Here is a 23,853-nt window from a genome sequence, read left to right as displayed (position 1 = left end):
GTTATCAAGTCTGTCTTGCATCGCCGACCACGAACATGCGCTCGAGGGCGAGCACGAGGCCGTAGAGGGCGACGCCGAGCAGCGTCAGCAGCACCACGGCCATCACCATCGCTGGGGTGTCGAGCGAGGACTGCACCTGGATCATGAGGTAGCCGAGCCCGCGCTCGGAGGCGATGAACTCGCCGACGATGGCGCCGGCGACCGCCAGGATGGCGCCGACCTTCATGCCGGAGAACACGTAGGGCAGCGATCCCGGCAGCTGGATCTTGCGGAACAGCGTCCAGCGCGAGCCGCGCAGCGATTTGACGAGATCGAGCAGATCCGGTTCGACCTCGCGCAGGCCGCGGGCGGTGGTGAGCAGGATCGGGAAGAAGCAGATGCTGAAGGCGATCAGGATGTTCGGCACGATGCCGTAGGAGAACCAGACGATCAGAAGCGGGCCGAGCGCGACCTTCGGGATCATGTTCAGCGTCACGAACAGCGGCAGCAGCACCATGCTGACCAGCGGCGCCCAGCTGAAGATCACCGCGAGGGTGATGCCGACGAATGCGCCGAGTGCGAAGCCGCCGAGGATCTCGATCGCCGTCACCAGCGTGTTGGAGCCCCAGGCGTAGCTCGCGGTTCCCAGTGTCTGCACGGTCGCGAGCGGCGAGGGCAGGATGAATTTCGGCACGTGGAAGGCATCGACCGCGACCTGCCACAGCACGAGCACGGCGAGGTGCACGATCAGGATGATCGCAAAGCTGCGGGCCGGGCCTGCTCCGTCACCTGCCACCTTTCGCTCCCCGTTGCTCGTGGCCTCTCCGCCACGACGGCAAGCCTAACCGTCCCCGGGGCAAGTTTCAACCATCTGGTTGATTATGGCCGGAGCGACTGGAGCACCAGGTCGACGACATGCCTGCGCCGGGCACGGCGCTGGGCGCGGCTCGACAGGTCCTTGCCGAAGATCGCCGAGAGCGTCGGCGTGTTGGAGAAGAAGAAGTAGCTGAGGCCCGCGATGGAGATGTAAAGCTGGACGGGGTCGATCCCTTTCCGGAAAAGTCCGCAACGCACGCCCTCATGGAGGATGTGGGAGACGCTTTTCACCAGCGGGGAATGCATCGCCTCCAGCCGCGTGGACCCGCGGACATGACGGGCACCGCCGCGGTTCTCGTCGTTCAGAAGCACGATGAAATCAGGGTTTGCCGCCAGGTGGTCGAACGAGGCTTCGATCAGCCGGCGGATCGCCTTGTCGGGCGGCAGGCCTTCCAGATTGAGCCTGCGCTCCTGCTCGCGGATGTCCTCATAGACCCATTCGAGCACGGCGAGGTAGAGCGCGTCCTTGTCGCCGAAGTAGTGGTAGACGAGCTGCTTGTTGACGCCGGCGCGCTCGGCGATCTCGTCGACGCGGGCGCCCGCAAGGCCGTGCCGGGCGAACTCCAGGCGCGCCGCGGTCAGCAGCTTCTTGCGGGTGGCGACCGGGTCGCGCCGCTGCGGCACGGTGTCGCCAGATCGTTTTGCGGGCATTTCCAACCAAACAGTTGACAAGTGGAGGGCGGGCTTGTTGCATTGGTAGCCTCACATGGGGAGAGCGACAAGCCGGGTCGCGGCAATGAGGAGACAAGCGATGAAGCGTTTGCAGGCGGCGGTTGTGACCCTGATGCTCGGCTTGCCGGGCGTGCCCGCGAACGCGGGCGAGGCGGTGAACCTGATCCTGAACTGGACGCCCACGGCCGACCATTCGCCCTATTATTACGCGAAGGCGCAGGGCTGGTACGAGAAGGCCGGCATCGACCTCACCATCGAGACCGGCAAGGGCTCCGGCGTCTCCGCCGCCAAGGTCGGCTCGGGCGGCTCGCCGTTCGGCGTCGCCGACCTCGCCACCATGCTGGTGGCCAAGAGCAAGGGCGCCGACACGGTCGCGGTGATGAGCGTCTACGCCAACACCGGCCAGACCTTCTACTGGCTGAAGAGCTACGGCGTGAACGGGGTGAAGGATTTCGCCGGCCACAAGATCGGCAATCCGCCCGGGGACGCCTCGCGCGTGATGTGGCCGGCCTTCGCCAAGGCTGCAGGCCTTGCGTCTGATGCGGTCGGCTTCGTCAATATCGGGCCCACCGCAAAGGTCGCGGCGCTGAAGAGCCACACCGTCGACATCATCAGCGACTTCTACAATGAGCACGATGTGAAGGCGATCGAGTTCGGCCAGGACCTCGGCTATGTCAACTGGAAGGACATCGGGCTCAACCCTTACGGTAACTCGCTGATCGTCAACGGTGCTTACTTGCAGAAGAACCCGAAGGTGGTCGAGGATTTCGTTCGCGTCACGCAGAAGGCCTTTGCAGCCTGCGTCGCCGACGTCACGCCGTGCCTGAAGGCGCTGCTCGACCAGGTCTCCGGCCTCGACAAGGAGAACCAGGAGCGCCAGTGGGAGCGCATCAAGTTCCTGATGACGGACGAGTTCACGACGACGAAGAGCCTCGGCTGGATCGACGGCGAGCGGATGAAGAAGGACTACGAACTGGTCCAGACCTATCTCGGCATGGAGAAGCCGTTCGACGTGACGACGGCGTTCACGACCAAGATGCTGGATCCCGCCATCAAGATGGATGCGAGCAAGGTGAAGAAGTAGGGGGTAGGGGGGCTTCCGTATCGTCGTCCTGGCGAAAGCCAGGACCTCCGCGCGAGCGCTCGCGCTCGTCGCGATTACCCCAAGACGTTGTTTGGCGAAGACTCGTCGTTCGGTACTCCCACCGTCCGTAATCGATGGATTCCGCGGTATGGGTCCTGGCCTTCGCCAGGACGACACCGGAGGTCACGGCGGCTGTCCCGTGCGGACGAGCCGCCCAAGACCCACACCCAACTCACGTAACCCCGCGGAGAAATTAACCAGTCGTTAACCACATCCGCCGCATCGTTAACCATTCAATAACAGGGAACGAGTCGGCCGATGGAGGCTGCAGCAAAAGTCCAACGCCAAATGGTGCGCCTGCGCGGGCGCTCCTACGTGGCCTTCGTGTTCGTGCCGACGGTTCCGATCCTGGACTGGCTCCAGGAGATCGACGCCACCATCGCCCGTTCGCCGGGCTTCTTCGCCGGCCGGCCCGTGGTGATCGACCTGTCCTCGGTCGATCTCAGCCAGTCCGGCATCAATCATCTGCTCACCAGCCTTCAGGACCGCAACATCCGCGTGCTCGGGATCGAGGGCGTGGAGGAGGGCCGGCTGACCCCCATGATGCCGCCGCTGCTCTCGGGCGGGCGCAGCTGCGTGGTCGAGCCGAGCGCGCCGAAGAAGGTCGAGAAGGCGGAGGCCAAGCCAACCTCGCTCCTGCTCGAAAACCCCGTGCGCTCGGGCCAGACCGTGATCTTCCCCGAAGGCGACGTCACCATTCTCGGCTCCGTCGGCTCCGGCGCCGAGGTCGTCGCCGGCGGCTCCATCCACGTCTACGGCGCGCTGCGCGGCCGGGCCATGGCGGGGGTTAACGGGCACACGAGCGCCCGCATCTATTGCCAGAAGATCGAGGCCGAACTGCTTGCAATTGATGGGTTTTACCAGACTGCGGACGACATCGATGCCGCCTTGCGCGGCAAGCCGGCGCAGGCCTGGCTGCAGGGGAATACCATGCGAATTACAGCACTGAACTGACCAGCAAAGGAGACATTTCAGATGAGTAAGGTACTGGTCGTGACATCAGGCAAGGGCGGGGTCGGCAAGACCACGACGACCGCCGCGCTGGGGGCTGCCCTGGCGCAGCGCGGCGACAAGGTCGTCGTCGTCGATTTCGACGTCGGCCTGCGCAATCTCGATCTCGTCATGGGCGCCGAACGCCGCGTGGTGTTCGACCTCATCAACGTGGTGCAGGGCGTCGCAAAACTGCCGCAGGCGCTGATCCGCGACAAGCGGCTGGAGAATCTCTGGCTGCTGCCGGCCTCGCAAACCCGCGACAAGGACGCGTTGACGGAAGAGGGCGTTGGCAAGGTCATCGACGATTTGCGCGGCCGCTTCGACTGGGTGATCTGCGACAGCCCGGCCGGCATCGAGCGCGGCGCCTCCATGGCGATGCGCTTTGCCGACGAGGCCGTGATCGTCACCAATCCGGAAGTGTCCTCGGTGCGCGATTCCGATCGCATCATCGGCATGCTCGATTCCAAGACGGTGCGGGCCGAGAAGGGCGAGCGGGTCGAGAAGCACATTCTCATCACCCGCTATGATGCCTCCCGCGCGGCGCGCGGCGAGATGTTGACCATCGACGACATCCTCGAAATCCTGGCAACGCCCTTGCTCGGCATCATTCCCGAGAGCCAGGACGTGTTGAAGGCCTCCAACGTCGGCACGCCGGTGACGCTGTCGAACGCGGACGGCGCACCCGCACGGGCCTATATCGATGCGGCGAGGCGGCTGTGCGGCGAGACCGTCGCCATGCAGGTGCCGTCGGAGCGCAAGGGCTTCATGGATCGTCTGCTGCGACGGAGGGCTGCATGAGCATGGGTCTGCTCCGACTTCTCCGCGGCAACAAGGCTTCTGCACCCGTCGCACGCGAACGGCTGCAGATTCTGCTCGCGCATGAACGCGGAATGCGCGGCCAGCCCGACCTGCTCGGCGTGCTGCGTGAGGAAATTCTCGCCGTCGTGTCCAAGCACGTCACGCTGGATCCGACCAAGGTAATCGTGCGGCTCGAGCGCGGCGACGAGGTGTCGACCCTGGAGGTCGATATCGAGGTGCCAAACGATCTCGAGCGCAAGCGCGTGGCGGTCGCGTAGGGGACGCGGCCGACGACATCAGGTTTTGGGGTGGGTGAGAAGGCGGTCCGCCGGGCATGGCGGGCCGCCTTTTATCGTTGCTGCGGGTGATCGGAACGAGACCCGCGACTTGATCGTTGTAGGAAATCCGCGGCTCCACCAAGCGTGCATCGCGGTTTCATCACACGGGAGAGCACCCATGATGTCGGAGCTCCAGGTCCACACCGTCGCACGCCAGATGCTCGAACGGCACGGCTTTGCTGCGATTGCGAAGGCCGCCGAGCAGGCCCAGGCCTGCGAGGGCCGCGGCGAGGCCGATGAGGCCAAGGAATGGCGTCACATCGCGGATGCCATGAAGGTCATACGTGGGCCGCACCAGAGCTGACCACGGGGAACGGGAACAGTCAGCGCTCCTCGTGATCGGTTCCCTGTGCCGGGGCGCGATGTTGCGTTTGCGGCTGGCCGCGCTCGTTCGTTTCCTTGCAGGAAAGCTGCTCCCACGAACCGTCGGGCGCCTGCTGATAGGCGCTACAGGACGACGAGGAGGTCGATTTGTCCTCGCCCTTCTGGGCGTCGGTATTCTTCGCAAAGGCCGGGGTGGTCAGCACGGCACTGATCGCGAGGGCGCCGGCGAAGACGAAATGAACCATTCGCATACGGATCTCCTGTTCGAAGCGGCCCGCATGCTGGCGAGGATTGTGACGATTATTGGCCGCGGCGGCGGTTCCGCCGCGGTGTGCTTAACGCTCTAGCCGCCCTTGCTGCGGATCAGGCCGGCGAGGTTGGTCTTCTGGGCCTCGCACCAGCCGGGCATGCCAAGGCGGCGCTGGTCCATATCGGTCGCCTGCGTCGCCACCGCGACCTCGGCCATCAGCTCGTCGTCCTGCTTCTCGCCCATCTTGCCGCCGGTGTGCATCCAGGCGATCGCCTTGCGCACCTTCTCGGTGGTGCCGTCGGGCAGCTGCATCTGCTGCGCCTTCTGCACGAGGTCCTGATAGACGAGATCCGTGTTGGGGCACTCGACCTTGGCGGCGAAGGCCTGCAAGACCATCGTCACATAGGTCGAACGTGGCGGCGCGTCGCCCGCCTGTGCCGGCGCGGCAAGCAGCAAAAGGCCCGTCATCAGAAAACCATAGCGCATCCTTGGTACCTCCTCGATTTTTTTGGGAGGCTAGCGTCCGGCGCGCCGCTCCGCAATGGCGCCGGGACGCAATTGTCGCGTCTCCGTGCGGTGCGCTAGATTGGCTGCTCCCGGACCCGGAGAGCGACATGAGCCTGTTCAGCGCGCCGTTCGATCCCGCAACCGACACGGCGCTCGTCACCGGCGCGGGCAACGGCATCGGCCGCGCGATCGCGCAGGCGCTGGTCGGCGAGGGCGTCCGGACCGTGTTCGCCGACGTGAGTGCGGAGCGGGTCAGTGCCGCGATCGGCGCGAGCGAGAGGCCTGGACACGCGGTGCCCTGGGTCGGCGATCTCGCGAGGCTCGATGCCTGCGATGCGCTGCTTGCCGCCTCACACGCCGCGCTGGGCGAGGTGACGCATTTCGTGCATAGCGCTTCGCCGCCGCGACGCGAGGCCGATCATGCGCTCGCGGTGGATCGCAGGACCTGGCAGGAGATGCACGCCGTCAACCTCGATGCGGGTTTTCATCTGGCGCGCGAGATCGCCAAGCGGCTGATCGCGGCGAAGCGGCCCGGCTCGTTCCTGTTCCTCACCTCGCTGCATGCGGGCACGCCGCGTAACCTGCCGCATTACTCGACGGCGAAGGCGGGGATGGCGATGCTGGTGAAGGAGCTCGCGAAGACGTTCGGGCGCCACGACATTCGCGTCAACGCGCTGGTGCCCGGTGCGATCGCTGCCGGCGGTTTCGTCGCGGATGCCTCGCTGGCGCGGCACATCCCGCTCGGGCGTCTGGGCGAGGCGAAAGACCTCGCACCGATGGCGCTCGCGGTGCTGTCGAACAAGCTCTCCGCTTACGTCACCGGCGCGGCCTTCGTCGTCGACGGCGGATTGTCGCTGACGAACTGGTTCGAGGCGCCGGTGCTGGAGTAGCCTAGCGCTGCCAGGCCGGCACGGGATCGAGCGGCGTGCGATAGAGCTCGTTGTGATCGCGGTCGGTGACGCGCACCGCGCAACCCTTTTGCTGAAGCTCCGGCTTCACCTGCGACAGCTCGTTGGCCAGTTGGTGGGCGCGATCGGAGGCGACCTCGATATCCTCGAGGATGATTCCGCCCTGGTTCTTGAACTCTTCACCAACCACAAGATCGAAGTAGTAGTAAGGCATCCGAATTCCCCGGTGTTACGACCCAAGTCTCGACGACAAGTCTGGAAAACAAGTCTTCAACGGAAGTCTCAACACATCCCGGATGGTACCACTGAGTCGATCTTTATCGAATGAATGAAGCGCGCAATCTCTGTGCTTATGGCGCAGAAATGATGTGCAGCATGCAGGCGCGTTAAGATTTTATTAAATATGTCAGCGTGATCATGAGGCATGGAATTGCAACAGAACCGGGCTCCGGGAACCGGCAGTTGCAAGAGAAGGCCGTCGGCATAGATCCCGACGGCCTTTTCTCTCTTGGCCTATTCGTTCGTCGTAAGACGATCGAAGCATCGATCTCCGTAGTGGCCCGGACTTAACGCATCGCATCGAGTCGGACAGCTTGCAGCGACGCTGCGTTACCGATGCTGTGCGATCGCCCGGCGTTGGTCTAGAGCCTTTCCCGTTCCGATGGAATCGGAACGGGAAAGGCTCTAGATTCTTGTTTTGACGCGTTTTCTTTACGCGAACCGGTATCCACTTCGCTCGAAAACGCTCTAGCGCAGCGGCATTGGCGGACGCACGACGGGTCCATCGTCATCGGCAACGGCTTGTGTCGTGGCGGCCGGCGCGACCGGCGGTGGGACCGCGGCAGCCTGTGACGGCGGCGGCGGAGACGCGACCGGTGCGGGCGAATACGCCGGCATGTAGGTCTGCGTCACGGCCGGCTTCGGCTTGCGAACCGGTGGAGCCGGAGGCCGCGGCGGTAGCGCGGAAACGCGCGCGCGTGGATCGACCGGCATCGTCGCAGCCATCGGCTTCGGTGCGGACGGCTTCGCCATCTCGCGCGCCATCTGCTCCTGTCCGGCCTTCAACTCGGCGATGTTGGCCTTGAGTTGCTCGATCTGCTGCGCCATTGCGGCAAGATCCCGCGTCATCGATTGCACCGACTGAGCTGTTTCGGACGGCGCTGCTGCGGGCACGGCCGCAGACGCCGACTGAGTCGCTGCCGGCGTCGGGGATTGGTCGGCTGTTTGATCGGTTGCAGCTTCCGCCGCGGGCGGGGCGGACTGCGCAGCGGCGACCGGCGCCGGCTGTGACGTCGAAGGCATCAGCGACGCCAATACGGGTTTCCAGTCGGCGAGCATTTGCCTCGCCACGTCGCCGTGTTTCTCCCAGGCGATGGTGGCAGCCGCGCTGCCGCCCGCGAACAGAAACGTGACGAAAGCGCCGCGCAGCCACTTGCCGGCGGCGGATCGCTTCTGCCGGCCGTGACCGTCGCCGGCCGTTACGCGCACCGCGGTGTCGACCGAGGGCATCGCCGGCTGCGGCTCCACAACAGGACTGAACTTCGGCTCCGGATTGATTCTGGGCCCGGGCGCGAATTTCGGCTCCGGACGCGGCGTGATGTCAGGCGCCAGCGCGGGGGCAGCGCCGACGGGGCGCGAGGCCAGCACGATATCCGGCGAGATCTGAACCGCGTCGTGCGGATCGTTGTCCTTGACCGTGTCCTTCACGATCTCATCGACGATTTGCTTGCTGTTCAGCATCGCGAGCATCGCAGCTCCTTTGAAGCCTTCGTCGTCCGCATTGGCGCGAGCCGATCTGTTGAGGTGAGCCCCATCCCAAGTCTGATGACGCACGAGTCCAGCCGGGTTTGACCAAAGCAAGGCGAGGGGATGGAGATGATGCGACGGTCTTCTGCCGTTTGTGGTGATGGAACTCCGCCGGAAAAACACGCGGACGTGTTCCGCATTGCCTTGTTTTCAGCACGATTTGGGCAATATCTGACGCTGCTGGGGGTGCTGCTATCCGCTATCGGGGGGGCCGGCGGTGCCAAGATCTGTTCTCGCTCTTTTCGTTGTTGCCATGCTGCCGCTCGGCGGCTGCATGCAGACGACGCTTTCGCCATCCACGGATGCGAGCATGACGCCGCGCGACCGGCAGTTGCTCGCGCATACGCCATACGCTCAGGCGAACGTGCCCGAGCAATATCTCCGTCATATCGTCGATTACCAGCGCAAGGAGCAGCCGGGCACGATCCTGGTCGATACCGATGCGCGCTACCTCTATTTCGTGCTGCCCGAGGGCAAGGCGATCCGCTACGGCGTCGCGGTCGGCGAGGAGGCCATGGCCTTCTCGGGCGTCGCGCGCGTCGGCCGTTTGGCGGAATGGCCGGATTGGGTTCCGACAGCGGACATCCAGGCGCGGCTTGGACCGTATCCGGCGCGCGTCGCCGGCGGTCCCGCCAATCCGCTGGGCGCCCGCGGCATCTATCTCTTTGTCGGCAACAAGGACACGCTCTACCGCATCCACGGCACCAACCAGCCCGAATATATCGGGCAGGCGATCTCGTCAGGCTGTATCCGGATGCGCAACGAGGACGTGATCGATCTCTACGACCGGGTGAAGCTCAATTCGATGGTCGTGGTGCTGCCGCCCGGGCAGAACGCGCAGGTCGAGACGGGCACGCGCTGGCGCGGGTGACCAGCGCGTCACGGCGCTGCCGCTCGGGCCCTACTCCCCGGGCCGTGCGATGCGCCATTGCAGCGTCGTGGCGTTGCCGTTGGCATCGCCCGGCGCCTTGTCGGCGGGTGACGTGTAGAGCGGGCGATAGCGGTATGCCCACATCCTGCTGCCGTCGTTGCGGCTGATCACGGTGAAGTCGCCGACGGCCTTGGCGTCGGCCGTTGCGGCGAGCGGAACCCAGCTTTCGGTGCACTTACCGTTGCAGTTCGACGTCTTGCCGGTGGTGTCGCGCTCGTAATAATAGAGCGTCATGCCCTTGGGATCGACGAGCTTGGGACCCTGCTTGGTGATGACCACCTTCGCCGGCGCGGTCGTCGCCTCGGGCTTGGGCGGAGGAGGGGTATCGCCGCCGCCATGGCCGTTTGCGAGCGCATGGCCGGTCGAGAGCGCGATGGCCGCGGCCGCAATGAGGAACCTGAACATCCGAAACTCCCGAACGGCAAAGTTAATCGCGCGTTAAGCGCCGAATGGGGCCGACGGTAGCAGCCGAAGGTTAGTTCCTGGTTTCGCGGCGCTGCGACAATTACGGGCATGAATGCGGCTTAGGCCTGCACATCGCGGAGCGGGGCGCGGCTGAGCTCGTTGCCGGCAGCGATCGCCTTGCGCATCAGACGCATCAGCTCCTCGCCTTCCCTGGCGCTGAGGCCGCGCAGCATGATGCGCTGTGCGGACTCGACCGCAGGCGTGATCTTGCGCAGCGTGCGCCGGCCTTCGTCGGTGACCTCGAGCTCGCGGGCGCGGCGGTCGCGGCTCGAGGCGCGGCGCTCCGCCAGGCCCTTCTGCACGAGGCGATCGATCACGCCGGTGATGGTGGTGCGGTCATAGGCGATCAACCCTGCGAGCGTCACCTGGTCGAGCCCCGGATTGGCCTTGATGGTCGCGAGCGCGGCGTATTGCACCGGCGTGAGGTCGAAGCCGGCATCCCCGACCTCGGCCAGGAAGACCGCGACCGCGATCTGCTGGAAGCGGCGCGCCAGATGACCGGGCATGTCGTTGTTGTCTTTCACCGAATTCTCCTGAGGTCACAGGGAGGGCGGGATCCGTTGACAAGTATACTGATAGTCAGCATACTGAGCAATATCGAAGAAGACGTTGACGGGAGAGGTGCTCATGCAATTCCATCTCAATGGATTTCAGCCGGGCGACCCTGAAATCGCCGATCCCGCTGAACGCGTTCAGGCCCCCGGTGCAGCGGGCGGCGTGCCCGACGAGGTCGACGTCCTCATCGTCGGCTGTGGGCCCGCAGGCCTGACGCTCGCGGCCCAGCTTGCCCAATTTCCTGACATCAAGACCTGCATCGTCGAGCAGAAGCCGGGCCGGCTGTCGGTCGGCCAGGCCGACGGCGTCGCCTGCCGCACCATGGAGATGTTCCACGCTTTTGGCTTTAGCGAGCGCGTGCTGAAGGAAGCCTATTGGGTCAACGAGACGACGTTCTGGAAGCCGGACGAACGGCGGCCCGAGACCATCGTCCGCAGCGGCCGGGTGCAGGACGTGGAGGACGGGCTGTCGGAATTCCCGCACGTTATCCTCAACCAGGCGCGCATCCATGACGGCTTTCTCGACGTCATGCGCAAATCGCCGGCCAAGCTCGAGCCCTATTACAGCCGCCGCTTGCTCGACCTCCAGGTCGATCCGGCCGCGGGGCCTGCCGACCATGCCGTGACCGTGCGCCTCGAACGCGTCGACGCCGAAAACGAGGGCAAGGTCGAGACGATCAGGGCGCGCTATGTCGTCGGCTGCGACGGCGCGCGCAGCACCGTGCGCAAGTCGATCGGCCGCGAACTGCACGGCGATTCCGCCAACCACGCCTGGGGCGTGATGGACGTGCTGGCGGTGACCGATTTTCCGGACATCCGCTTCAAGGCCCTGATCCAGTCGGCGAAGGACGGCAGCCTGCTGATCATTCCGCGCGAAGGCGGCTACATGGTGCGCATCTATGTCGAGCTCGCCAAGCTCGACGTCGGCGAGCGCGTCGCCAGCCGCAACATCACCGCCGATGACGTGATCGCCAAGGCGCAGCGGATCCTGAAACCGCATACGCTTGACGTGAAGGAGATCGCCTGGTGGTCGGTCTACGAGATCGGCCAGCGCCTGACCGACAAGTTCGACGACGTGCCGGAAGCCGAGACCGCGACCCGCCTGCCGCGCATCTTCATCGCCGGCGATGCCTGCCATACCCACAGCCCGAAGGCGGGGCAGGGTATGAACGTCTCGATGCAGGATGCCTTCAATCTCGGCTGGAAGCTCGCCGCCGTGCTCCGCAAGCAGAGTGCGCCAAGCCTGCTGCATTCCTATTCCGCGGAGCGCCAGGCGGTCGCGAAAGAGCTGATCGACTTCGACCGCGAATGGTCGGGGATTCTGGCCTCTGCGGCCAAGGCCGGTGGCGCCGATGCCGCCATGACGCAGGACTATTTTGTCCGGCACGGCCGCTATACGGCCGGCACCGCGACGCATTACACGCCCTCGGTCCTCACGGGGGCTTTGTCCCATCAGCATCTTGCGGAAGGCCTCGTGATCGGCAAGCGCTTCCATTCCGCGCCGGTGATCCGGCTGGCGGACGCAAAGCCCGTTCATCTCGGCCACGCGGCGCAGGCCGACGGACGCTTCCGCATCTATGCATTTTCCGGCGCGGAGAATCCGGCGGCGGCCGGCTCCGCCATTCGTGCGTTGTGCAATTTTCTCACCGAGGCAGGGGAATCGCCGGTGAGGCGATACACCCCCGGAGGCGCCGACATCGACGCCGTGATCGATCTGCGCGCGGTGTTTCAGCAAGATCATCGCGAGCTTGCGATCGAGGCGATGCCACCGCTGCTGCTGCCGCGCAAAGGCCGCTACGGTTTGCTTGACTACGAAAAGATGTTCTGTCCGGATTTCAAGAGCGGTCACGATGTGTTTGCGATGCGCGGCATCGATCGGAAGGCCGGTTGCATGGTCGTCGTGCGGCCGGATCAATACGTCGCGAACGTGCTGCCGCTCGACGATCTTGCCGGGCTCGCGTCGTACTTCGACGGGTTCATGCTGCCGGTGAATTGACGTTCGCCGTGTTGCGCTCGTCGTACCGATGAACGGCGGATGAATATTGAACTCCGCGCGCATTCAATCTTTCGGCTGATGCGGCAGCTCTAGGAGGAACGCTCGTTCCTTCTGCGCGTTCCGACTCGCAGAGGAGGAATACGCCATGAGACTCAGAAGCATTTTGGTTGCAGCACTGCTACTCGCCCCGACGGCCGCGCTGGCCGCGCCGGGCATCGTCACCGTTTCGACCGGCTTGCGCGCCGGACCGGGGTCGGGATTCCCCGTGGTCGATCGCATCCCCGAGGGCGCCCGCGTCAACATCCATGGCTGCCTGCGCGGCAATGCCTGGTGCGACGTGAGCTTCTCCGACGATCGCGGCTGGGTGTCGTCGCAATATCTCGAATATCTCTACCGCAATCACTACGTCTATCTCCCCGACTATGTCGACGAGATCGACGTGCCCGTCGTGCCCTTCGTGCTGAGCTCGTACTGGTCGAGCTATTATCAGGGGCGGCCCTGGTATCGCCGCCATGCCTACTGGAATAGTTACTGGAGCTCGCACGAGCGCTTCGCGACGCGGATGACGATTGATCCGAGTGCGGCCCGTATCGGCCGTGCGGCGACACGCGATGCGGCGATCGCACTGGGGCGCAATGGCGCGAATACAAAGGGCGCCGCCGCGATCTCCGGACGCGATGCCGTGACGGCACGGCATGACGCAGCCATCGCCAAGCGCGACGCTGCGGTTGCGGCCGACCGGACTCGCGTCGGGCGAAGCGATCGCCTGGTGAATGCGCGGACGACCGTGCAGCAGAACCGCAACCCGCGCGACGCGCAGGCGCGCATGATGCACGAGCATGCGGCGAGCCGCGCCGCAACGCGTGCGCAGCCGATGGCGCGAGCTCATGAAGCTCCGCGCGTGTCGGCCGCGCCTGCGGCCCGGCCCGCGACGCCGCATGTGGCGCAGCCGAACGTCAGCCATGGCGCGCCGATGAATGCCCATGCGCAGATGCCGGCGCCGCGCGCGGCAGCACCTGCGATGCCGCATCCGGGCGGCGGTGCTCAGCACATCAACGCCACTCCGCGTGGTGGCGCGCCGGCCGGCGGTCCCGGTGGCGGTCACGAGAAGCACTAACGTCATTGCGAAAGCCCGGCCCTCGCGCCGGGCTTTCTGTTAGTCGGGTTCCCTGCGCGTACAATTTAAGAAAGTTCTTCGCGGGCAGATTTCATCGATCGTAATATGTCTACCCAAAGCTGTAAGCATCCACTCGGGGCAGCGGGGCACGGGAGGATGACGATGAGACAGAGCCAGGCGGAGACGCGCCGCCAAAATGTCGCGAAGCGGTCCATGACGAAAGAGGTCAAGCAGTTGACCGGCTTGATCGCCACACTGCGCGATTCGCTCGAAAGCATCCACAAGCAGCGGGCGAACGCCAAACTCTCCGGCGCCGAGATGGGTCTTCTCGACGAACGGCGCAACAATCTGCTGCTTACGATCGCGGCCCTGGACGATCGCCTGTCGGCGGTGCAGGGGCTGATCGATCTCGGCCGTCCGCACATCATCCGCGTCCATTAGCGGAGTTCGGAGGTGGCGCGATCGGTTCCGTTGCTGATGTGACGGGCCGGCCCCCAGCTGCCGAACGCGGCACGCGTTCGATCCGGTCACCCGGCTGCGGGTGCGCCGGTGCGATGCTGCCTGCGGATGGCACCAAATTGCCACGCTCCCGGCGAATTGCCGCCAAAGCCCGCTGCCACGAGGAAGCGGGTGCAGGGGCAACGCAAGGGGACACGCATTGGCCTACAAAATGATCGCAGAACGCGACAACGAGAAGTACAGTTTCGCCCGCGAGAGCCGCCTGCTCATCGTGGCGAAGGCAAGGGTGTGGGCGAGCGAGGGATGGCGGGTCGTCATCACCGACCAGGACGGCAAGGCCTACGCGCCGCCCGAATTCGATCAATTGCTGGCGGCGTGACCGCAAGACGGGGCTAGGGGACGACATTTGACTTCGCACTTTCGGCCAGGGCGCGACCTGATCGCGCCCCTGATGATTCTCGCAGCCGCCGCCGCACTGACGGCGACGGTCGCATCCGCTCAAAATCTCGATGCCGGCAAGTCGGCCGAAAAGCTGTTTGCCGATGGTTGCGCGACCTGCCACCGGAGCCCGCGCGGTCTTGCCAAGGGGCGCTTCAGCCTGACGCTGTCATGGTTCCTGAAGGACCACTACGCGACCAGCTCTGACTCCGCCAAGGCGCTCGCCGCGTATCTGGAGTCCGTCGATGCGCCGCCACCGCGAGCCGCGGCCAAGCCCGGCGCAAAATCCTCCCGATCCGCGCCGCGTCCGCCCAAGCCAGTGACAAGCCAGTAGCCAGCGCCGACAAAAAGGTCGCTATCCGCGCCGATAGGTCTCCGCGATCAGCCGGCCGTGCACGGCGCGCAGTTCGGCGTTCATGCGCGTCTGTCCGGTCGTGACATAGGACAGCCAGGCGCCGTCGGCGGCGAGGCGCACGACATGGAGCTCCGGCGTGCCGTCGGTCGCGCGATGCCGCTTCAGGCGTGCCTTCATCCAGTCGTTCCAGAGCCGGCGCAGTGACGGATCGGTGACGACCACCATGCTCAGCGCCGCCCAGGGCGTGGTGAAGCCGAACGCCTTGCCGATGAACACCGCATTGACATAGGCGCGGGTAAAGCTGCCGCGCGGCTTGGGATCGGTTTCGATTGCGGCGTCGATCTCGGCATCGACGCGGGCGAGCAGATCGGCGAACAGGCCCTCGATCAGCGCCTGCTTGCTGCCGAAGTGATGAAACAGGCCGCCCTTGGTGACGCCGGCCGCCGCCGCCACGGCCTGCACCGTGATGCCGGAGACGCCATGGTCCGTGGCAATGGCCGCAGCGTGGTCGAGCAGGGCGCGCCGCACCTGCTCGGGCTGCTTGGCGCGGCTATAGGCGCTGGCCGGCATCAGTGCACCGTCGTCTCCGAGAACAGGTTGATGATGACGACGCCGGATACGATCAACCCGATGCCGACGAACGCCGCGGCGTCGAGCATCTGGCGGAATAGCACGAAGGAGACGGTGGCGGTCAGGATGATGCCGACCCCGCCCCAGATCGCATAGGCGATGCTCAGGGGGATCACCCGGATCGCGACCGACAGCGCGTAGAACGAGGCGACGTAGAACAGGACCATGGCGAGCGTCGGCCACGGCCGCGTGAACTGTGCGGATTGCTGCAGGAAGGCGGACGCGATGACCTCGGAGACGATGGCGAGGGCAAGCGCGGTGTAGGCATTGAAGGCGGAGGTCATGGCGGGCTCGGGCGTAGCGCAGGAAAGATACCGCGCGGTAGGTATGTTTAGCACGTGGAACATCGCTCTGCCGGTAGCTGCTATCACATGTGAGTGACGAGGGTGCGACACGGACGCGGACGTGATGTTCCGCGGTCTGTCGCCGATGACGCGCAGCCGCCGCGCGATGAATCGCGCAGCGGCTCAATGGCATCGCGGCGGCTCGACGTGGCGTCAGTTGATCCGCACGGAGAGTTCGACATCCTCGGCAAAGGCCGTGGAGATGTAGCCGCTGCCGGGCATGCGCACGCGCGCGAGATAGTCGGGGCTGTCGTCGGCATTGTCGGCGACGATGATCGCGCCCGGCTTGAGATGGCCCTCGACCAGATCCAGGATCTCAGGGTAGAGCGCCTTGGCGCCGTCGAGCAGCACGAGATCGATCGTGTCAGGGAGATCGGCCTTGAGCGTCTTCAGCGCATCCCCTTCGCGGATTTCGACGAGATCGAGCAGCCCGCCGGCCGAGAGGTTGTCGCGTGCCCGCGCTGCCTTGGACGGCTCGAACTCGCTGGTGATGAGACGGCCGCCGCCATTATCGCGCAGGCCCGCGGCGAGGTGCAGGGTCGAGATGCCGAAGGAGGTGCCGAACTCGACGATCGTTCTGGCGCGGGAGCTGCGCGCCAGCATGTAGAGCAGGGCGCCGGTCTCGCGGGATACCGCGAGCGGGACGTCCTTCAGGCGTCCGTAGAGGTCGGCGTAATCGGTCTTGCTTCGCATCATCCGCGCCCGGTCGGCGTCGGACAAATCGGCGACGGCTGCGAGCGTTGCGCCCCGTGTTGCCTCGGCCTCGAGGAACAGGCGGTCCAGCAGCGGCGCAAGCGATGTGATGGTTGGGGTGGTCATTCGTTGCCTCCAGGGTTCGCGAAGAAGCGCGTGCTTGCGCGAAGACTGAAATACGACTAATTCGTCGCATTTCCTATTCGCATTCCCCAGGCGCGCCATGGCCGATCGTCGAAGCCGTTCAATTTCCTCGCGAAAGCAGCCGCAACAGGCCCGCTCCACGGGGCTTGTGGCGGCCATTCTGGATGCGGCTGTTCAGGTCCTGGCGAAGGAGGGCGCGCAGCGTTTCACGACGGCGCGGGTGGCCGAGCGGGCCGGGGTGAGCGTCGGATCGCTCTATCAATATTTTCCGAACAAGGCGGCGATCCTGTTCCGCCTCCAGCGCGACGAGTGGCAACGCACGAGCGAGCTCTTGCGCGGCATCCTCGCGGACCGGGCAAAGCCGCCGCCGGCGCGGCTGCGCGCGCTGGTCCACGCTTTCATTCGCTCCGAGTGCGAGGAGGCTGCGATCCGCACGGCGCTCAGCGACGCCGCGCCGCTCTATCGCGATGCGCCCGAGGCACACGATGCGCGGGCCGCCGGCAAGGGCATCGTCGCGGCCTTCATGCGGGAGGCGCTGCCCAAGGCATCGGATGCGACGCGCGCTGTCGCCGGCGAACTAATCACGACGACGCTGAGCGAGGTCGGCAAGCGCTTCTCGGAGACGCCGCGCAGCGCGGCGGAGATCGCGCGCCATGCCGAGGGGCTCGCCGACATGTTCTGCGCCTATCTCGGCGAGCTGGCACGACGCCGAGATCAATGCTGACATCCGCGTTTGCAGCCCAATATCGTTTCGGATTTCGCCGGATGATGAGGTAGCCTCGCATCATCCTTCGTCCAGCCGTCGAGCGCCGCGCCATGCATGTCCTCCGTCCCCAATTCCGCATCGAGAAGCAGCGCGCGCTGGAATTCGCTGGGCAACGCGGCTTCGGCGTGATCGTGGCGGCGGATGAGCGCGGCCCGCGCGCCTCGCACGTCCCGTTCGTGCTGGATCAGCGCGACGGGCAAGCTATCGTGCAGGTCCATCTCGCGGCCAGAAATCCGCTCGTGCCGCTTGCGGATGGTACCAGGCGTTTCCTGCTGATCGTTGCCGGCGACGATGCCTACATCTCCAACGACTGGTATTCCTCGCGCGACAACGTCTCGACCTGGCTCTACGAGGCGGTGCACCTGTCGGGCGTGGCGCATCTGCGCGGGCTCGACGAGAACCGCGGGCACGGCGATGCGCTGCTCGCGGTCGCCGAGGCGCGGTTGCCGAAGCAGCCCTGGGACCTCGCGCAGATGGAGCCGGACAAGCGCGAGAGCATGTTGGCTGCGATCCGCGTCATCGATCTCGTGGTGGACCAAATCGAGGGGCAGGCCAAGCTTAACCAGCACAAGAGCGATGCGGACCATGTCGCGGTCGCCGACCACCTGGCGAGGTCGGAGGAGACCGTGCACCGGCGGCTGGCGCGGAAAATGCAGGCGCTGCGGCCGGAGCTTGGGTATGAGATGCCCTAGACTTGTCGCCCGGATGGAGTGCAGCGAAATCCGGGGGCTAACCGCGCGGCGCCAGTCCCGGGTTACGCTGCGCTCCATCCGGGCTGCGCTTGCTACCCTTGCCTCGCTCGGCATTTGACCTTACGGACCGCCCTATGCTCGTCATCTCCATTCAAAGCCAGGTGGTCCACGGCCATGTCGGCAACAGCGCGGCCGCCTATGCCATGCAGGCGGAGGGCGTGAACGTCGCGGCGGTGCCGACGACGTTGCTGTCGAACCATCCACGCTATCCGAGCCTGCGCGGGCGGGTGCTGGAGACCGAGCTCGTCGCCGATCTCCTGAAAGGCGTGGAGGAGCGCGATCTCGTCGACGAGGCCGCGGTGCTCGTCACCGGCTATCTCGGCTCGCCCGGCAATGCCGCCGTTGTCGCCGATTTCGTCGAGCGCGCCTTGAACCGCAATTCCAAGCTCGTCTATCTCTGCGATCCCGTGATCGGGGACGACGGCCGCGTCTATGTCGCCGACGGCATTCTGGACGTGGTGCGGCACCGCCTGCTGCCGGCGGCGAACCTGACCACGCCGAACCAGTTCGAGCTCGAGCTGCTCTCGGGCATCACGATCGCGGACGCTCAGGACTTGCGTGCGGCGTGCGCAGCGCTGGCGGGGACCGGCCGCATCGACGTCGTCGCCACCGGTTGCACACTCGCGGATACGCCGGACGGGCAGGTGGAGACGATCCTCTGCGCCGACGGGCAATTGTCGCGCTTTGCGACGCCGCGCCTGCCGATCCGCCCCTATGGCACCGGCGATCTCCTCTCCGGCCTGATCGCGGCGCATCTCGCCAAGGGAAAGGCGATGGAGGCGGCGGTGCGGCTCGCGGTCGAGACCATCTTTGCCGTGCTGGTGCGTACGCAGGAAGCGGGATCAGCCGAGATGCGTCTCGTGCCGCTGCCGACGCGGAAGCCGTAACGGTTCAGGTCGCCCGCTTGCCGGCCGATTGCGCCGACTTCTGCGGCTTCGCCTTCTCACGCGCGGCCTGTGCCTTTGGCGGCTTGGCGCTGGCCATGGCCCGCATCTTCTTCGGCCTGGCGTTGGCGGCTTCCCTGCGGTCTGCCGAGCCACGCTTCGAGACATATTCCGCGCCGTCGACCGGGCCGACATGCGGCGGATCGCGGCCGAGATAGGGCCGGCCGATGCCGAGCGCCTTGCCGTTGGCATCGACCCATTTCCACAGCACCTCGGTCGAGACCCAGCGCTGCGCGCGGTTGTTGCCGGCGGTCGAGACGATGTCGGCGGCCATGCCGTGGCCGTAGCCGCCGCGCGTGCTGCCGCCATGATAGGAGCGGTCTGAGGCGGCCTTCAGGCCGCTCGCGATCGACTGGCGATAGTCGTCGCGGAACGCGCTGGTGATCCCCGGCGAGAGGCCGGCGGCTTCCGCCGCGAGCAGCGTGCGGAACAGCTTGCGCTTAAAACTCTTGTCCATGCCGCCGATGACGTAATCCATCATCGACATGCCGGCGTGCTCGGCCGCCTTCGGATCCTTCCAGCCGAAGTCCTCGTCGACCAGCTTCGTGAAGCTGCGCATCACTGTGACCATCTTGCCCCTGCGCTTGACGGTGACGGCGCGGCGCTCCTCGACCTTGATCGAATCCTCCTTGGGAGTGCGCTGGTAGAGCGCCCAGAGATAGCGGTCGATGCACGCATCCATCACGAAGCATTCGTCGAGCACGGCAACGGTGTCGGCGGACGGCGAGGCCTTGCTCTCGGTTGCGGCCGGCCCGGTCGCGATCGCCGCGGGCGACAGCGCGTCGGTCGCCACGATCTCGGTGGGATCGGCGGATGCGAGCTTGACGGGCTCCTGCACCGGTACGGCCTCGCTGACGACGGGCGCCGGCTCGGGCAAGATCTGCGGCGCGGGCGACGTGCTCGGCAAGATCAGCGCGGGATCGGCCGAGGCGAGCTTGATGGCGGGGGCGGGCACTTCGAGCACTGCTGCTTCAGCGCTTGCCGGCTCAGGGGCTTGAGCCACCGCTGCGGCGATGTCGGCGGTCAGGGCGATGCCATCTTCGATGGTCGCAGCGCGCGGGACGTCGGCGAGGTCGAGGCGGCCGAGATCCTTTGCGCGTGAGACGGTTGCTGCATTGGCGCCGCTGTTCTCGATGAGGGCAGGGGCATAGGCGGACAGAGAGAGCGCCAGCCAGCCGGCCATGACGGCCGAGGGGCATGCGACTGCCACCAGAAGAGACCGCCGATCGTCCATGATCCCTGCCTCCAAACGGTTCTGTTCGAACGCGTCTCGTCGAACAGTCTTGCACAGAAAGGCACGCAGCGCGTCGATTGTTCGGAGGACGGTGTGGCGGCGCAATGGCGCAAATGGCTGAAAACGGGCTTTTCCGGCGGGTGTTGCGAAGATGCAACGCGAGTTCCATTGTGGCTTCGTGGGGCTTTGGAGCGGGAAATGGCCTGCAAATGCTGCGTTCATTGTCGTCAAATTGAGCCGGCTGAATTTACTCAATCTTGGATTGAGGTCTGGCATCTCTCTCGCACCGGTAACGTCCGGTATTCGCTGGGAAGGACACGAGTTTTGAAATTGAAATGCCTGTTGGCCGACTTTGCCGCCGATGAATCCGGCGCCACCGCGATCGAATACGGCCTGATCGCAGCGGGGATCGCGCTTGCGATCATCGAGATCATCTACGCGCTCGGCACCAATCTCGTTGCGAAGCTGCAATCGCTGGCGACCGCGCTGAAATAAAATCATCCGTCATGCTGAGGCGCGAGGCGTGCGGGCGGCCGACCCGCGCTTCGTGACGATCATGATGCGCCCCCTCTCACAGGGCCGGGTAGGCTCGTCTGTGCGCATCGTCTGGACGCGGTGTTTTCGCTGCAACCTTGCGGCGGCTTGCGCGTTGGTGCGGCCATGACGCATTCCTCGCTTCGTCCCATGGACGCCTTCGACCCCACCGAGCCCGCCATCCTGCACGATCTTCTCTCCGACAGGATCATCACCTGGACCGCCGAACAGGCGGATGATTATCGGCGGGCCAGCCGGCCGCGCGACGATGGAACCGTGGCCTGGAAGGCCTATGTCTTCGACGGCTGGGGCAATGTGCTCGGTGGCTGAGCAGCGCCTATAAAGGCGCCATGTCGCGGCCGGCGGGGATTCGGCCAAGGCCTTGTGCGCATTAAACATATCGCCATGCGCCAAGCGCGTTGTTGCAATGCAGCGGCGCATGTCGCAATGCAGCAAATCAGGTTTAGATGAGCTCCGAAACTTCCTCCTGGAGCATCATCAATGAACAAGAAGACTCTGTCGATCGCAGTCGCCGCCCTCACGATCGCGGGCTCGACTGCCACCTTCGCCGCCGAGCTGCCGGCCTATGAGGCCAACGGTTTCCCGGTCTCCCCGTTGCAGGTTCGCGTGCTCGGTGCCGCGCATGTCGAGCAGCAGGCCTTGGCGCCCGCCACCAGCGTGACGGCGCTTCAGGCCAGCGTTCTGTCGCCGCGCAAGCTGAAGACCGCGACCGTGGGCAGCGCCCGCTAAGCTTCATGCGACAGGCACGGTGCGTGCGCATCGTGCCGCTGTCGCGTGCATGAATTCGCAACCGTCGGGTTTCAGAATTTTCCGCGTCACGTTGGAACCGCGCTCCTGCAGGAGCGCGGTTTTTCTTTGCGGGCGGGACCAGCGCGTTTTCGTCGTGCGTGCGCGGATCGAGAAGCCGGCGCCGCAAAAGAATCGCGCGATGGTTCATTGTGTACGGCGGTTCAAGACGAGTGTGATCTCCTTAATACTTGTTTCGGAGATCGCGGCGCCTGATGCGCGCGCCGCATATTGAGCGGCCAATTCTGGAATCATACTGGAGGCCGTTTCATGCCCGTTGCGCAAAAAGCCGTTGTTGCCGGCACCTCGCCGCGTGAGTTCATCATCAGGCATCTTGCGCTGTTCGCGGCCGCCGCGTTGTTCGTGTTCGTGCTGAGCCTGACCTACGGCCTCGATCTCAGCCCCGGGTTTTTCTGATAGTCGCGATTTGGCGACACCCCGGTGCCTGGAAGACGTGTTCATCGCGTGACGCCGAGCGTATCGCCACCGTGGCCGCATCCGCGAGGTGCGCGAATACATGGACGCGCGCAAGGGATGGCGGATGGTGTTCGGTGAGGCTGCTGCGGGAATCTTCGCCTCTCCGCCGCGTGCCAGACCTGCGGCCGCGTGGGTTGAGCGGATGAATGCGCTGACATAAGCCTTGCCGATGGATCAGCGGACGAGCGGCGCTGACGCTCTCATTCAGAAGAACGACGCGGCACCGGCGCTTCTCGGCGTCGTCTGCGGCCTGTCGGCGGCGCTGTTCTGGGCGCTCGGCTTTGCCGGCACGCGGCACGGGCTGAAGGTCGGCTTCACGCCGGTCGATCTGCTGGTGCATCGCTACGTCTGGTCGGGCATCGTGTTCCTGCCGCTGGTAGCCCGCGCCGGGATCTCCGATCTCTGCGGTATCGGCTGGGGCAGGGGCCTTGCGCTGATGGTGCTTGGCGGCCCCGTGATGTCGCTGATCTCCTACACCGGCTTCCTGTTCGTGCCGCTCGGCCATGGCAGCGTGATCCAGCCGTCCTCCGCGACGCTCGGCGGCCTGCTGCTCGCCGCCATGTTCCTCAAAGAGAAGATCTCCGCCTCGCGCCTTGCCGGTGCCATCGTCATCGTCGGCGGTCTCGGCGTGATCGGCGCCGAATCGATCGGCCATATCGGCGCCGACGGCGTGCAGGGCGATCTGATCTTCGTGCTGACCGGATTGATGTTCGCGGGCTTTGGCGCGCTGCTGCGCCACTGGCGCGTTTCCGCCGTGTCGGCGGCGCTCGTCATCAACGTGCTGTCGCTGCTATTGCTGCCGGCCTATCTCCTGACCGGCGGGCCCGCCCGCGTCGCTGCGATCGGCGTGACGGAGAATGCGATCCAGGCGCTGGCGCAGGGCGTGCTCGCGGGTCCTGCCGCGCTCTATCTTTTTGCCGTCTCGGTCCAGCGGCTCGGCGTCGCCCGCGCGGCGGTGTTCCCGGCCTGCGTGCCGGCGCTGACGCTGCTCACCGGCTGGCTCCTGCTCGGCGAGCCGCCGACGATGTTGCAGACTGCGGGCCTCGTGACGGTGCTGTGCGGGTTTTATCTGGCGCAACGGCAGCGGTGAACGCGTCTGCACAAGCCGAATGGAGCGCAAGCGAAATCCGGGGCAGGATGTGCGGCACTATCCCGGATTGCGCGATGCTCCATTCGGGCTACGCTTCCGGGCACGCCGTAACGTGACGAGCCCGCCATGACCTTGCTGCTCAACATCGATGTTCCCGACGTCGCCGCCGCCACGAATTTCTATACCGAAGCGTTCGGGCTGACGGTCGGCCGCCGCTTCGGCGCCGACTTCGTCGAGCTGTTGGGCTGGCCGGCGCCGGTGTACCTGCTGACCAAGCAGGCCGGCACGTTGGGCGCCGGCAGCGACCGCCGCCGCTACGAGCGGCACTGGACGCCGCTGCATGTCGACGTCGTCGTTGACGATGTCGATGCCGCCGTCGCGCGCGCGGTGCGCGCCGGTGCCGTGCTCGAGGCGCCCGCGCGCGATGCGCCGTATGGACGGATCGCGATGCTGGCCGATCCGTTCGGGCACGGGTTTTGTTTGCTGGCGTTCAGCGCGAAGGGATATGACGCGCTGCTGGGCGCGTAG

33 protein-coding genes are annotated in these 23,853 nt (G+C 65.6%); 21 read left to right on the top strand and 12 right to left on the bottom strand.

Annotation, left to right across the window (positions count from 1 at the left end):
* Positions 1-4 precede the first annotated feature (4 nt).
* Together AB5K84_RS26015 and AB5K84_RS26010 are read right to left on the bottom strand one after the other, a co-directional pair.
* On the bottom strand, positions 5-775 hold the full coding sequence (locus AB5K84_RS26015) for an ABC transporter permease (RefSeq protein WP_011086981.1): 771 nt from the start codon (positions 773-775) through the stop codon (positions 5-7).
* Positions 776-858: 83 nt separating this feature from the next.
* Positions 859-1,506, bottom strand: coding sequence for a TetR/AcrR family transcriptional regulator (locus AB5K84_RS26010; RefSeq protein WP_011086982.1), 648 nt, complete (start codon positions 1,504-1,506; stop codon positions 859-861).
* Positions 1,507-1,606: 100 nt separating this feature from the next.
* On the opposite strand from AB5K84_RS26010, the gene AB5K84_RS26005 reads away from it, so the two are divergent.
* The 5 genes from AB5K84_RS26005 to AB5K84_RS25985 all read left to right on the top strand — a co-directional run bounded on the left by AB5K84_RS26005 (position 1,607) and on the right by AB5K84_RS25985 (position 5,104).
* Positions 1,607-2,611: an ABC transporter substrate-binding protein gene (locus AB5K84_RS26005; protein ID WP_038966817.1), complete on the top strand. Its 1,005-nt coding sequence runs from the start codon at positions 1,607-1,609 to the stop codon at positions 2,609-2,611.
* Positions 2,612-2,929: 318 nt separating this feature from the next.
* Positions 2,930-3,625 carry a septum site-determining protein MinC gene (gene minC / locus AB5K84_RS26000; protein ID WP_011086984.1) on the top strand — a complete coding sequence of 232 codons (696 nt, stop codon included), beginning with the start codon at positions 2,930-2,932 and terminating at the stop codon, positions 3,623-3,625.
* Positions 3,626-3,646: 21 nt separating this feature from the next.
* On the top strand, positions 3,647-4,462 hold the full coding sequence (gene minD / locus AB5K84_RS25995) for a septum site-determining protein MinD (protein ID WP_011086985.1): 816 nt from the start codon (positions 3,647-3,649) through the stop codon (positions 4,460-4,462).
* Positions 4,459-4,740 carry a cell division topological specificity factor MinE gene (minE, locus tag AB5K84_RS25990; protein WP_011086986.1) on the top strand — a complete coding sequence of 94 codons (282 nt, stop codon included), beginning with the start codon at positions 4,459-4,461 and terminating at the stop codon, positions 4,738-4,740. The genes minD and minE overlap by 4 nt, the downstream gene beginning before the upstream one ends.
* Positions 4,741-4,918: 178 nt before the next feature.
* Positions 4,919-5,104, top strand: a complete 186-nt coding sequence (locus AB5K84_RS25985; RefSeq protein ID WP_038966818.1) for a hypothetical protein — start codon at positions 4,919-4,921, stop codon at positions 5,102-5,104.
* Positions 5,105-5,123: 19 nt separating this feature from the next.
* Here the strand turns inward: AB5K84_RS25985 and AB5K84_RS25980 are convergent, their stop codons facing one another.
* Together AB5K84_RS25980 and AB5K84_RS25975 are read right to left on the bottom strand one after the other, a co-directional pair.
* Positions 5,124-5,375: a hypothetical protein gene (locus tag AB5K84_RS25980; protein WP_038966819.1), complete on the bottom strand. Its 252-nt coding sequence runs from the start codon at positions 5,373-5,375 to the stop codon at positions 5,124-5,126.
* A 92-nt stretch (positions 5,376-5,467) separates the two neighbouring features.
* On the bottom strand, positions 5,468-5,860 hold the full coding sequence (locus AB5K84_RS25975) for a hypothetical protein (RefSeq protein ID WP_011086989.1): 393 nt from the start codon (positions 5,858-5,860) through the stop codon (positions 5,468-5,470).
* 128 nt (positions 5,861-5,988) lie between these two features.
* On the opposite strand from AB5K84_RS25975, the gene AB5K84_RS25970 reads away from it, so the two are divergent.
* Positions 5,989-6,771, top strand: coding sequence for an SDR family NAD(P)-dependent oxidoreductase (locus AB5K84_RS25970; protein ID WP_028171186.1), 783 nt, complete (start codon positions 5,989-5,991; stop codon positions 6,769-6,771).
* Between the two features lies 1 nt (position 6,772).
* Here the strand turns inward: AB5K84_RS25970 and AB5K84_RS25965 are convergent, their stop codons facing one another.
* On the bottom strand, positions 6,773-7,003 hold the full coding sequence (locus AB5K84_RS25965; RefSeq protein WP_028171187.1) for a DUF6894 family protein: 231 nt from the start codon (positions 7,001-7,003) through the stop codon (positions 6,773-6,775).
* Positions 7,004-7,536: 533 nt separating this feature from the next.
* Positions 7,537-8,538, bottom strand: a complete 1,002-nt coding sequence (locus tag AB5K84_RS25960; protein ID WP_038966820.1) for a hypothetical protein — start codon at positions 8,536-8,538, stop codon at positions 7,537-7,539.
* A 274-nt stretch (positions 8,539-8,812) separates the two neighbouring features.
* Here AB5K84_RS25960 and AB5K84_RS25955 point away from each other — a divergent pair, with 274 nt between their 5' ends.
* Entirely contained in the window at positions 8,813-9,466 is a 654-nt protein-coding gene (locus tag AB5K84_RS25955) for a L,D-transpeptidase (RefSeq protein WP_011086992.1), read from the top strand.
* A gap of 30 nt (positions 9,467-9,496) precedes the next feature.
* On the opposite strand, the gene AB5K84_RS25950 is transcribed toward AB5K84_RS25955, so the two are convergent.
* Together AB5K84_RS25950 and AB5K84_RS25945 are read right to left on the bottom strand one after the other, a co-directional pair.
* Positions 9,497-9,931: a COG4315 family predicted lipoprotein gene (locus AB5K84_RS25950; RefSeq protein WP_011086993.1), complete on the bottom strand. Its 435-nt coding sequence runs from the start codon at positions 9,929-9,931 to the stop codon at positions 9,497-9,499.
* A 119-nt stretch (positions 9,932-10,050) separates the two neighbouring features.
* On the bottom strand, positions 10,051-10,515 hold the full coding sequence (locus tag AB5K84_RS25945) for a MarR family winged helix-turn-helix transcriptional regulator (RefSeq protein WP_011086994.1): 465 nt from the start codon (positions 10,513-10,515) through the stop codon (positions 10,051-10,053).
* Between the two features lie 103 nt (positions 10,516-10,618).
* On the opposite strand from AB5K84_RS25945, the gene AB5K84_RS25940 reads away from it, so the two are divergent.
* The 5 genes from AB5K84_RS25940 (at position 10,619) to AB5K84_RS25920 (ending at position 14,889) form a co-directional block, all read left to right on the top strand.
* Positions 10,619-12,541: an FAD-binding monooxygenase gene (locus AB5K84_RS25940; RefSeq protein WP_038966821.1), complete on the top strand. Its 1,923-nt coding sequence runs from the start codon at positions 10,619-10,621 to the stop codon at positions 12,539-12,541.
* A gap of 145 nt (positions 12,542-12,686) precedes the next feature.
* Positions 12,687-13,658, top strand: a complete 972-nt coding sequence (locus tag AB5K84_RS25935; protein ID WP_011086996.1) for an SH3 domain-containing protein — start codon at positions 12,687-12,689, stop codon at positions 13,656-13,658.
* 162 nt (positions 13,659-13,820) lie between these two features.
* Positions 13,821-14,099: a hypothetical protein gene (locus AB5K84_RS25930; RefSeq protein ID WP_038966825.1), complete on the top strand. Its 279-nt coding sequence runs from the start codon at positions 13,821-13,823 to the stop codon at positions 14,097-14,099.
* Positions 14,100-14,328: 229 nt separating this feature from the next.
* Positions 14,329-14,496 (top strand): hypothetical protein, encoded by a 168-nt coding sequence (locus AB5K84_RS25925; RefSeq protein ID WP_178372734.1) that lies wholly within the window; start codon positions 14,329-14,331, stop codon positions 14,494-14,496.
* A gap of 72 nt (positions 14,497-14,568) precedes the next feature.
* Complete coding sequence (locus AB5K84_RS25920; protein ID WP_011086999.1) at positions 14,569-14,889, top strand: hypothetical protein; 321 nt, start codon at positions 14,569-14,571, stop codon at positions 14,887-14,889.
* Between the two features lie 21 nt (positions 14,890-14,910).
* Here the strand turns inward: AB5K84_RS25920 and AB5K84_RS25915 are convergent, their stop codons facing one another.
* The 3 genes from AB5K84_RS25915 to AB5K84_RS25905 form a co-directional block, all read right to left on the bottom strand.
* Complete coding sequence (locus tag AB5K84_RS25915) at positions 14,911-15,480, bottom strand: TetR/AcrR family transcriptional regulator (protein WP_011087000.1); 570 nt, start codon at positions 15,478-15,480, stop codon at positions 14,911-14,913.
* Positions 15,480-15,824 (bottom strand): DMT family transporter, encoded by a 345-nt coding sequence (locus tag AB5K84_RS25910; protein WP_011087001.1) that lies wholly within the window; start codon positions 15,822-15,824, stop codon positions 15,480-15,482. Before AB5K84_RS25910 ends, AB5K84_RS25915 begins: the two co-directional genes overlap by 1 nt.
* A gap of 213 nt (positions 15,825-16,037) precedes the next feature.
* Complete coding sequence (locus AB5K84_RS25905; protein ID WP_011087002.1) at positions 16,038-16,703, bottom strand: O-methyltransferase; 666 nt, start codon at positions 16,701-16,703, stop codon at positions 16,038-16,040.
* A 97-nt stretch (positions 16,704-16,800) separates the two neighbouring features.
* Between AB5K84_RS25905 and AB5K84_RS25900 the strand changes: the two genes are divergently transcribed.
* From AB5K84_RS25900 to pdxY, 3 genes are all read left to right on the top strand, one after another.
* Complete coding sequence (locus AB5K84_RS25900; protein ID WP_011087003.1) at positions 16,801-17,445, top strand: TetR family transcriptional regulator; 645 nt, start codon at positions 16,801-16,803, stop codon at positions 17,443-17,445.
* 92 nt (positions 17,446-17,537) lie between these two features.
* Positions 17,538-18,179: an FMN-binding negative transcriptional regulator gene (locus AB5K84_RS25895; RefSeq protein WP_011087004.1), complete on the top strand. Its 642-nt coding sequence runs from the start codon at positions 17,538-17,540 to the stop codon at positions 18,177-18,179.
* A gap of 134 nt (positions 18,180-18,313) precedes the next feature.
* Positions 18,314-19,126, top strand: coding sequence for a pyridoxal kinase (pdxY, locus tag AB5K84_RS25890; protein WP_038966822.1), 813 nt, complete (start codon positions 18,314-18,316; stop codon positions 19,124-19,126).
* Positions 19,127-19,130: 4 nt separating this feature from the next.
* Here pdxY and AB5K84_RS25885 read toward each other — a convergent pair whose 3' ends face one another.
* The gene (locus AB5K84_RS25885) at positions 19,131-20,417 is read right to left on the bottom strand and encodes a hypothetical protein (protein ID WP_038966823.1); all 1,287 of its coding nucleotides are present in this window, start codon (positions 20,415-20,417) and stop codon (positions 19,131-19,133) included.
* A gap of 330 nt (positions 20,418-20,747) precedes the next feature.
* On the opposite strand from AB5K84_RS25885, the gene AB5K84_RS25880 reads away from it, so the two are divergent.
* The 6 genes from AB5K84_RS25880 (at position 20,748) to AB5K84_RS25855 (ending at position 23,853) form a co-directional block, all read left to right on the top strand.
* Positions 20,748-20,912, top strand: coding sequence for a Flp family type IVb pilin (locus tag AB5K84_RS25880; RefSeq protein WP_027542544.1), 165 nt, complete (start codon positions 20,748-20,750; stop codon positions 20,910-20,912).
* A 165-nt stretch (positions 20,913-21,077) separates the two neighbouring features.
* Positions 21,078-21,281, top strand: coding sequence for a hypothetical protein (locus tag AB5K84_RS25875; protein WP_028171201.1), 204 nt, complete (start codon positions 21,078-21,080; stop codon positions 21,279-21,281).
* 171 nt (positions 21,282-21,452) lie between these two features.
* Positions 21,453-21,701, top strand: a complete 249-nt coding sequence (locus tag AB5K84_RS25870; RefSeq protein ID WP_011087009.1) for a hypothetical protein — start codon at positions 21,453-21,455, stop codon at positions 21,699-21,701.
* A gap of 327 nt (positions 21,702-22,028) precedes the next feature.
* Entirely contained in the window at positions 22,029-22,175 is a 147-nt protein-coding gene (locus AB5K84_RS25865) for a hypothetical protein (protein WP_165448154.1), read from the top strand.
* A gap of 229 nt (positions 22,176-22,404) precedes the next feature.
* A complete protein-coding gene (locus AB5K84_RS25860) occupies positions 22,405-23,325 on the top strand; it encodes a DMT family transporter (protein WP_028171205.1) in 921 nt (306 codons plus the stop codon).
* Positions 23,326-23,451: 126 nt separating this feature from the next.
* Positions 23,452-23,853 (top strand): VOC family protein, encoded by a 402-nt coding sequence (locus AB5K84_RS25855; protein ID WP_011087011.1) that lies wholly within the window; start codon positions 23,452-23,454, stop codon positions 23,851-23,853.

The organism is Bradyrhizobium sp. 1200_D9_N1_1 (assembly GCF_052075915.1).
Classification (GTDB): domain Bacteria; phylum Pseudomonadota; class Alphaproteobacteria; order Rhizobiales; family Xanthobacteraceae; genus Bradyrhizobium; species Bradyrhizobium diazoefficiens.
This window is presented reverse-complemented; position numbering and strand designations above follow the sequence as displayed.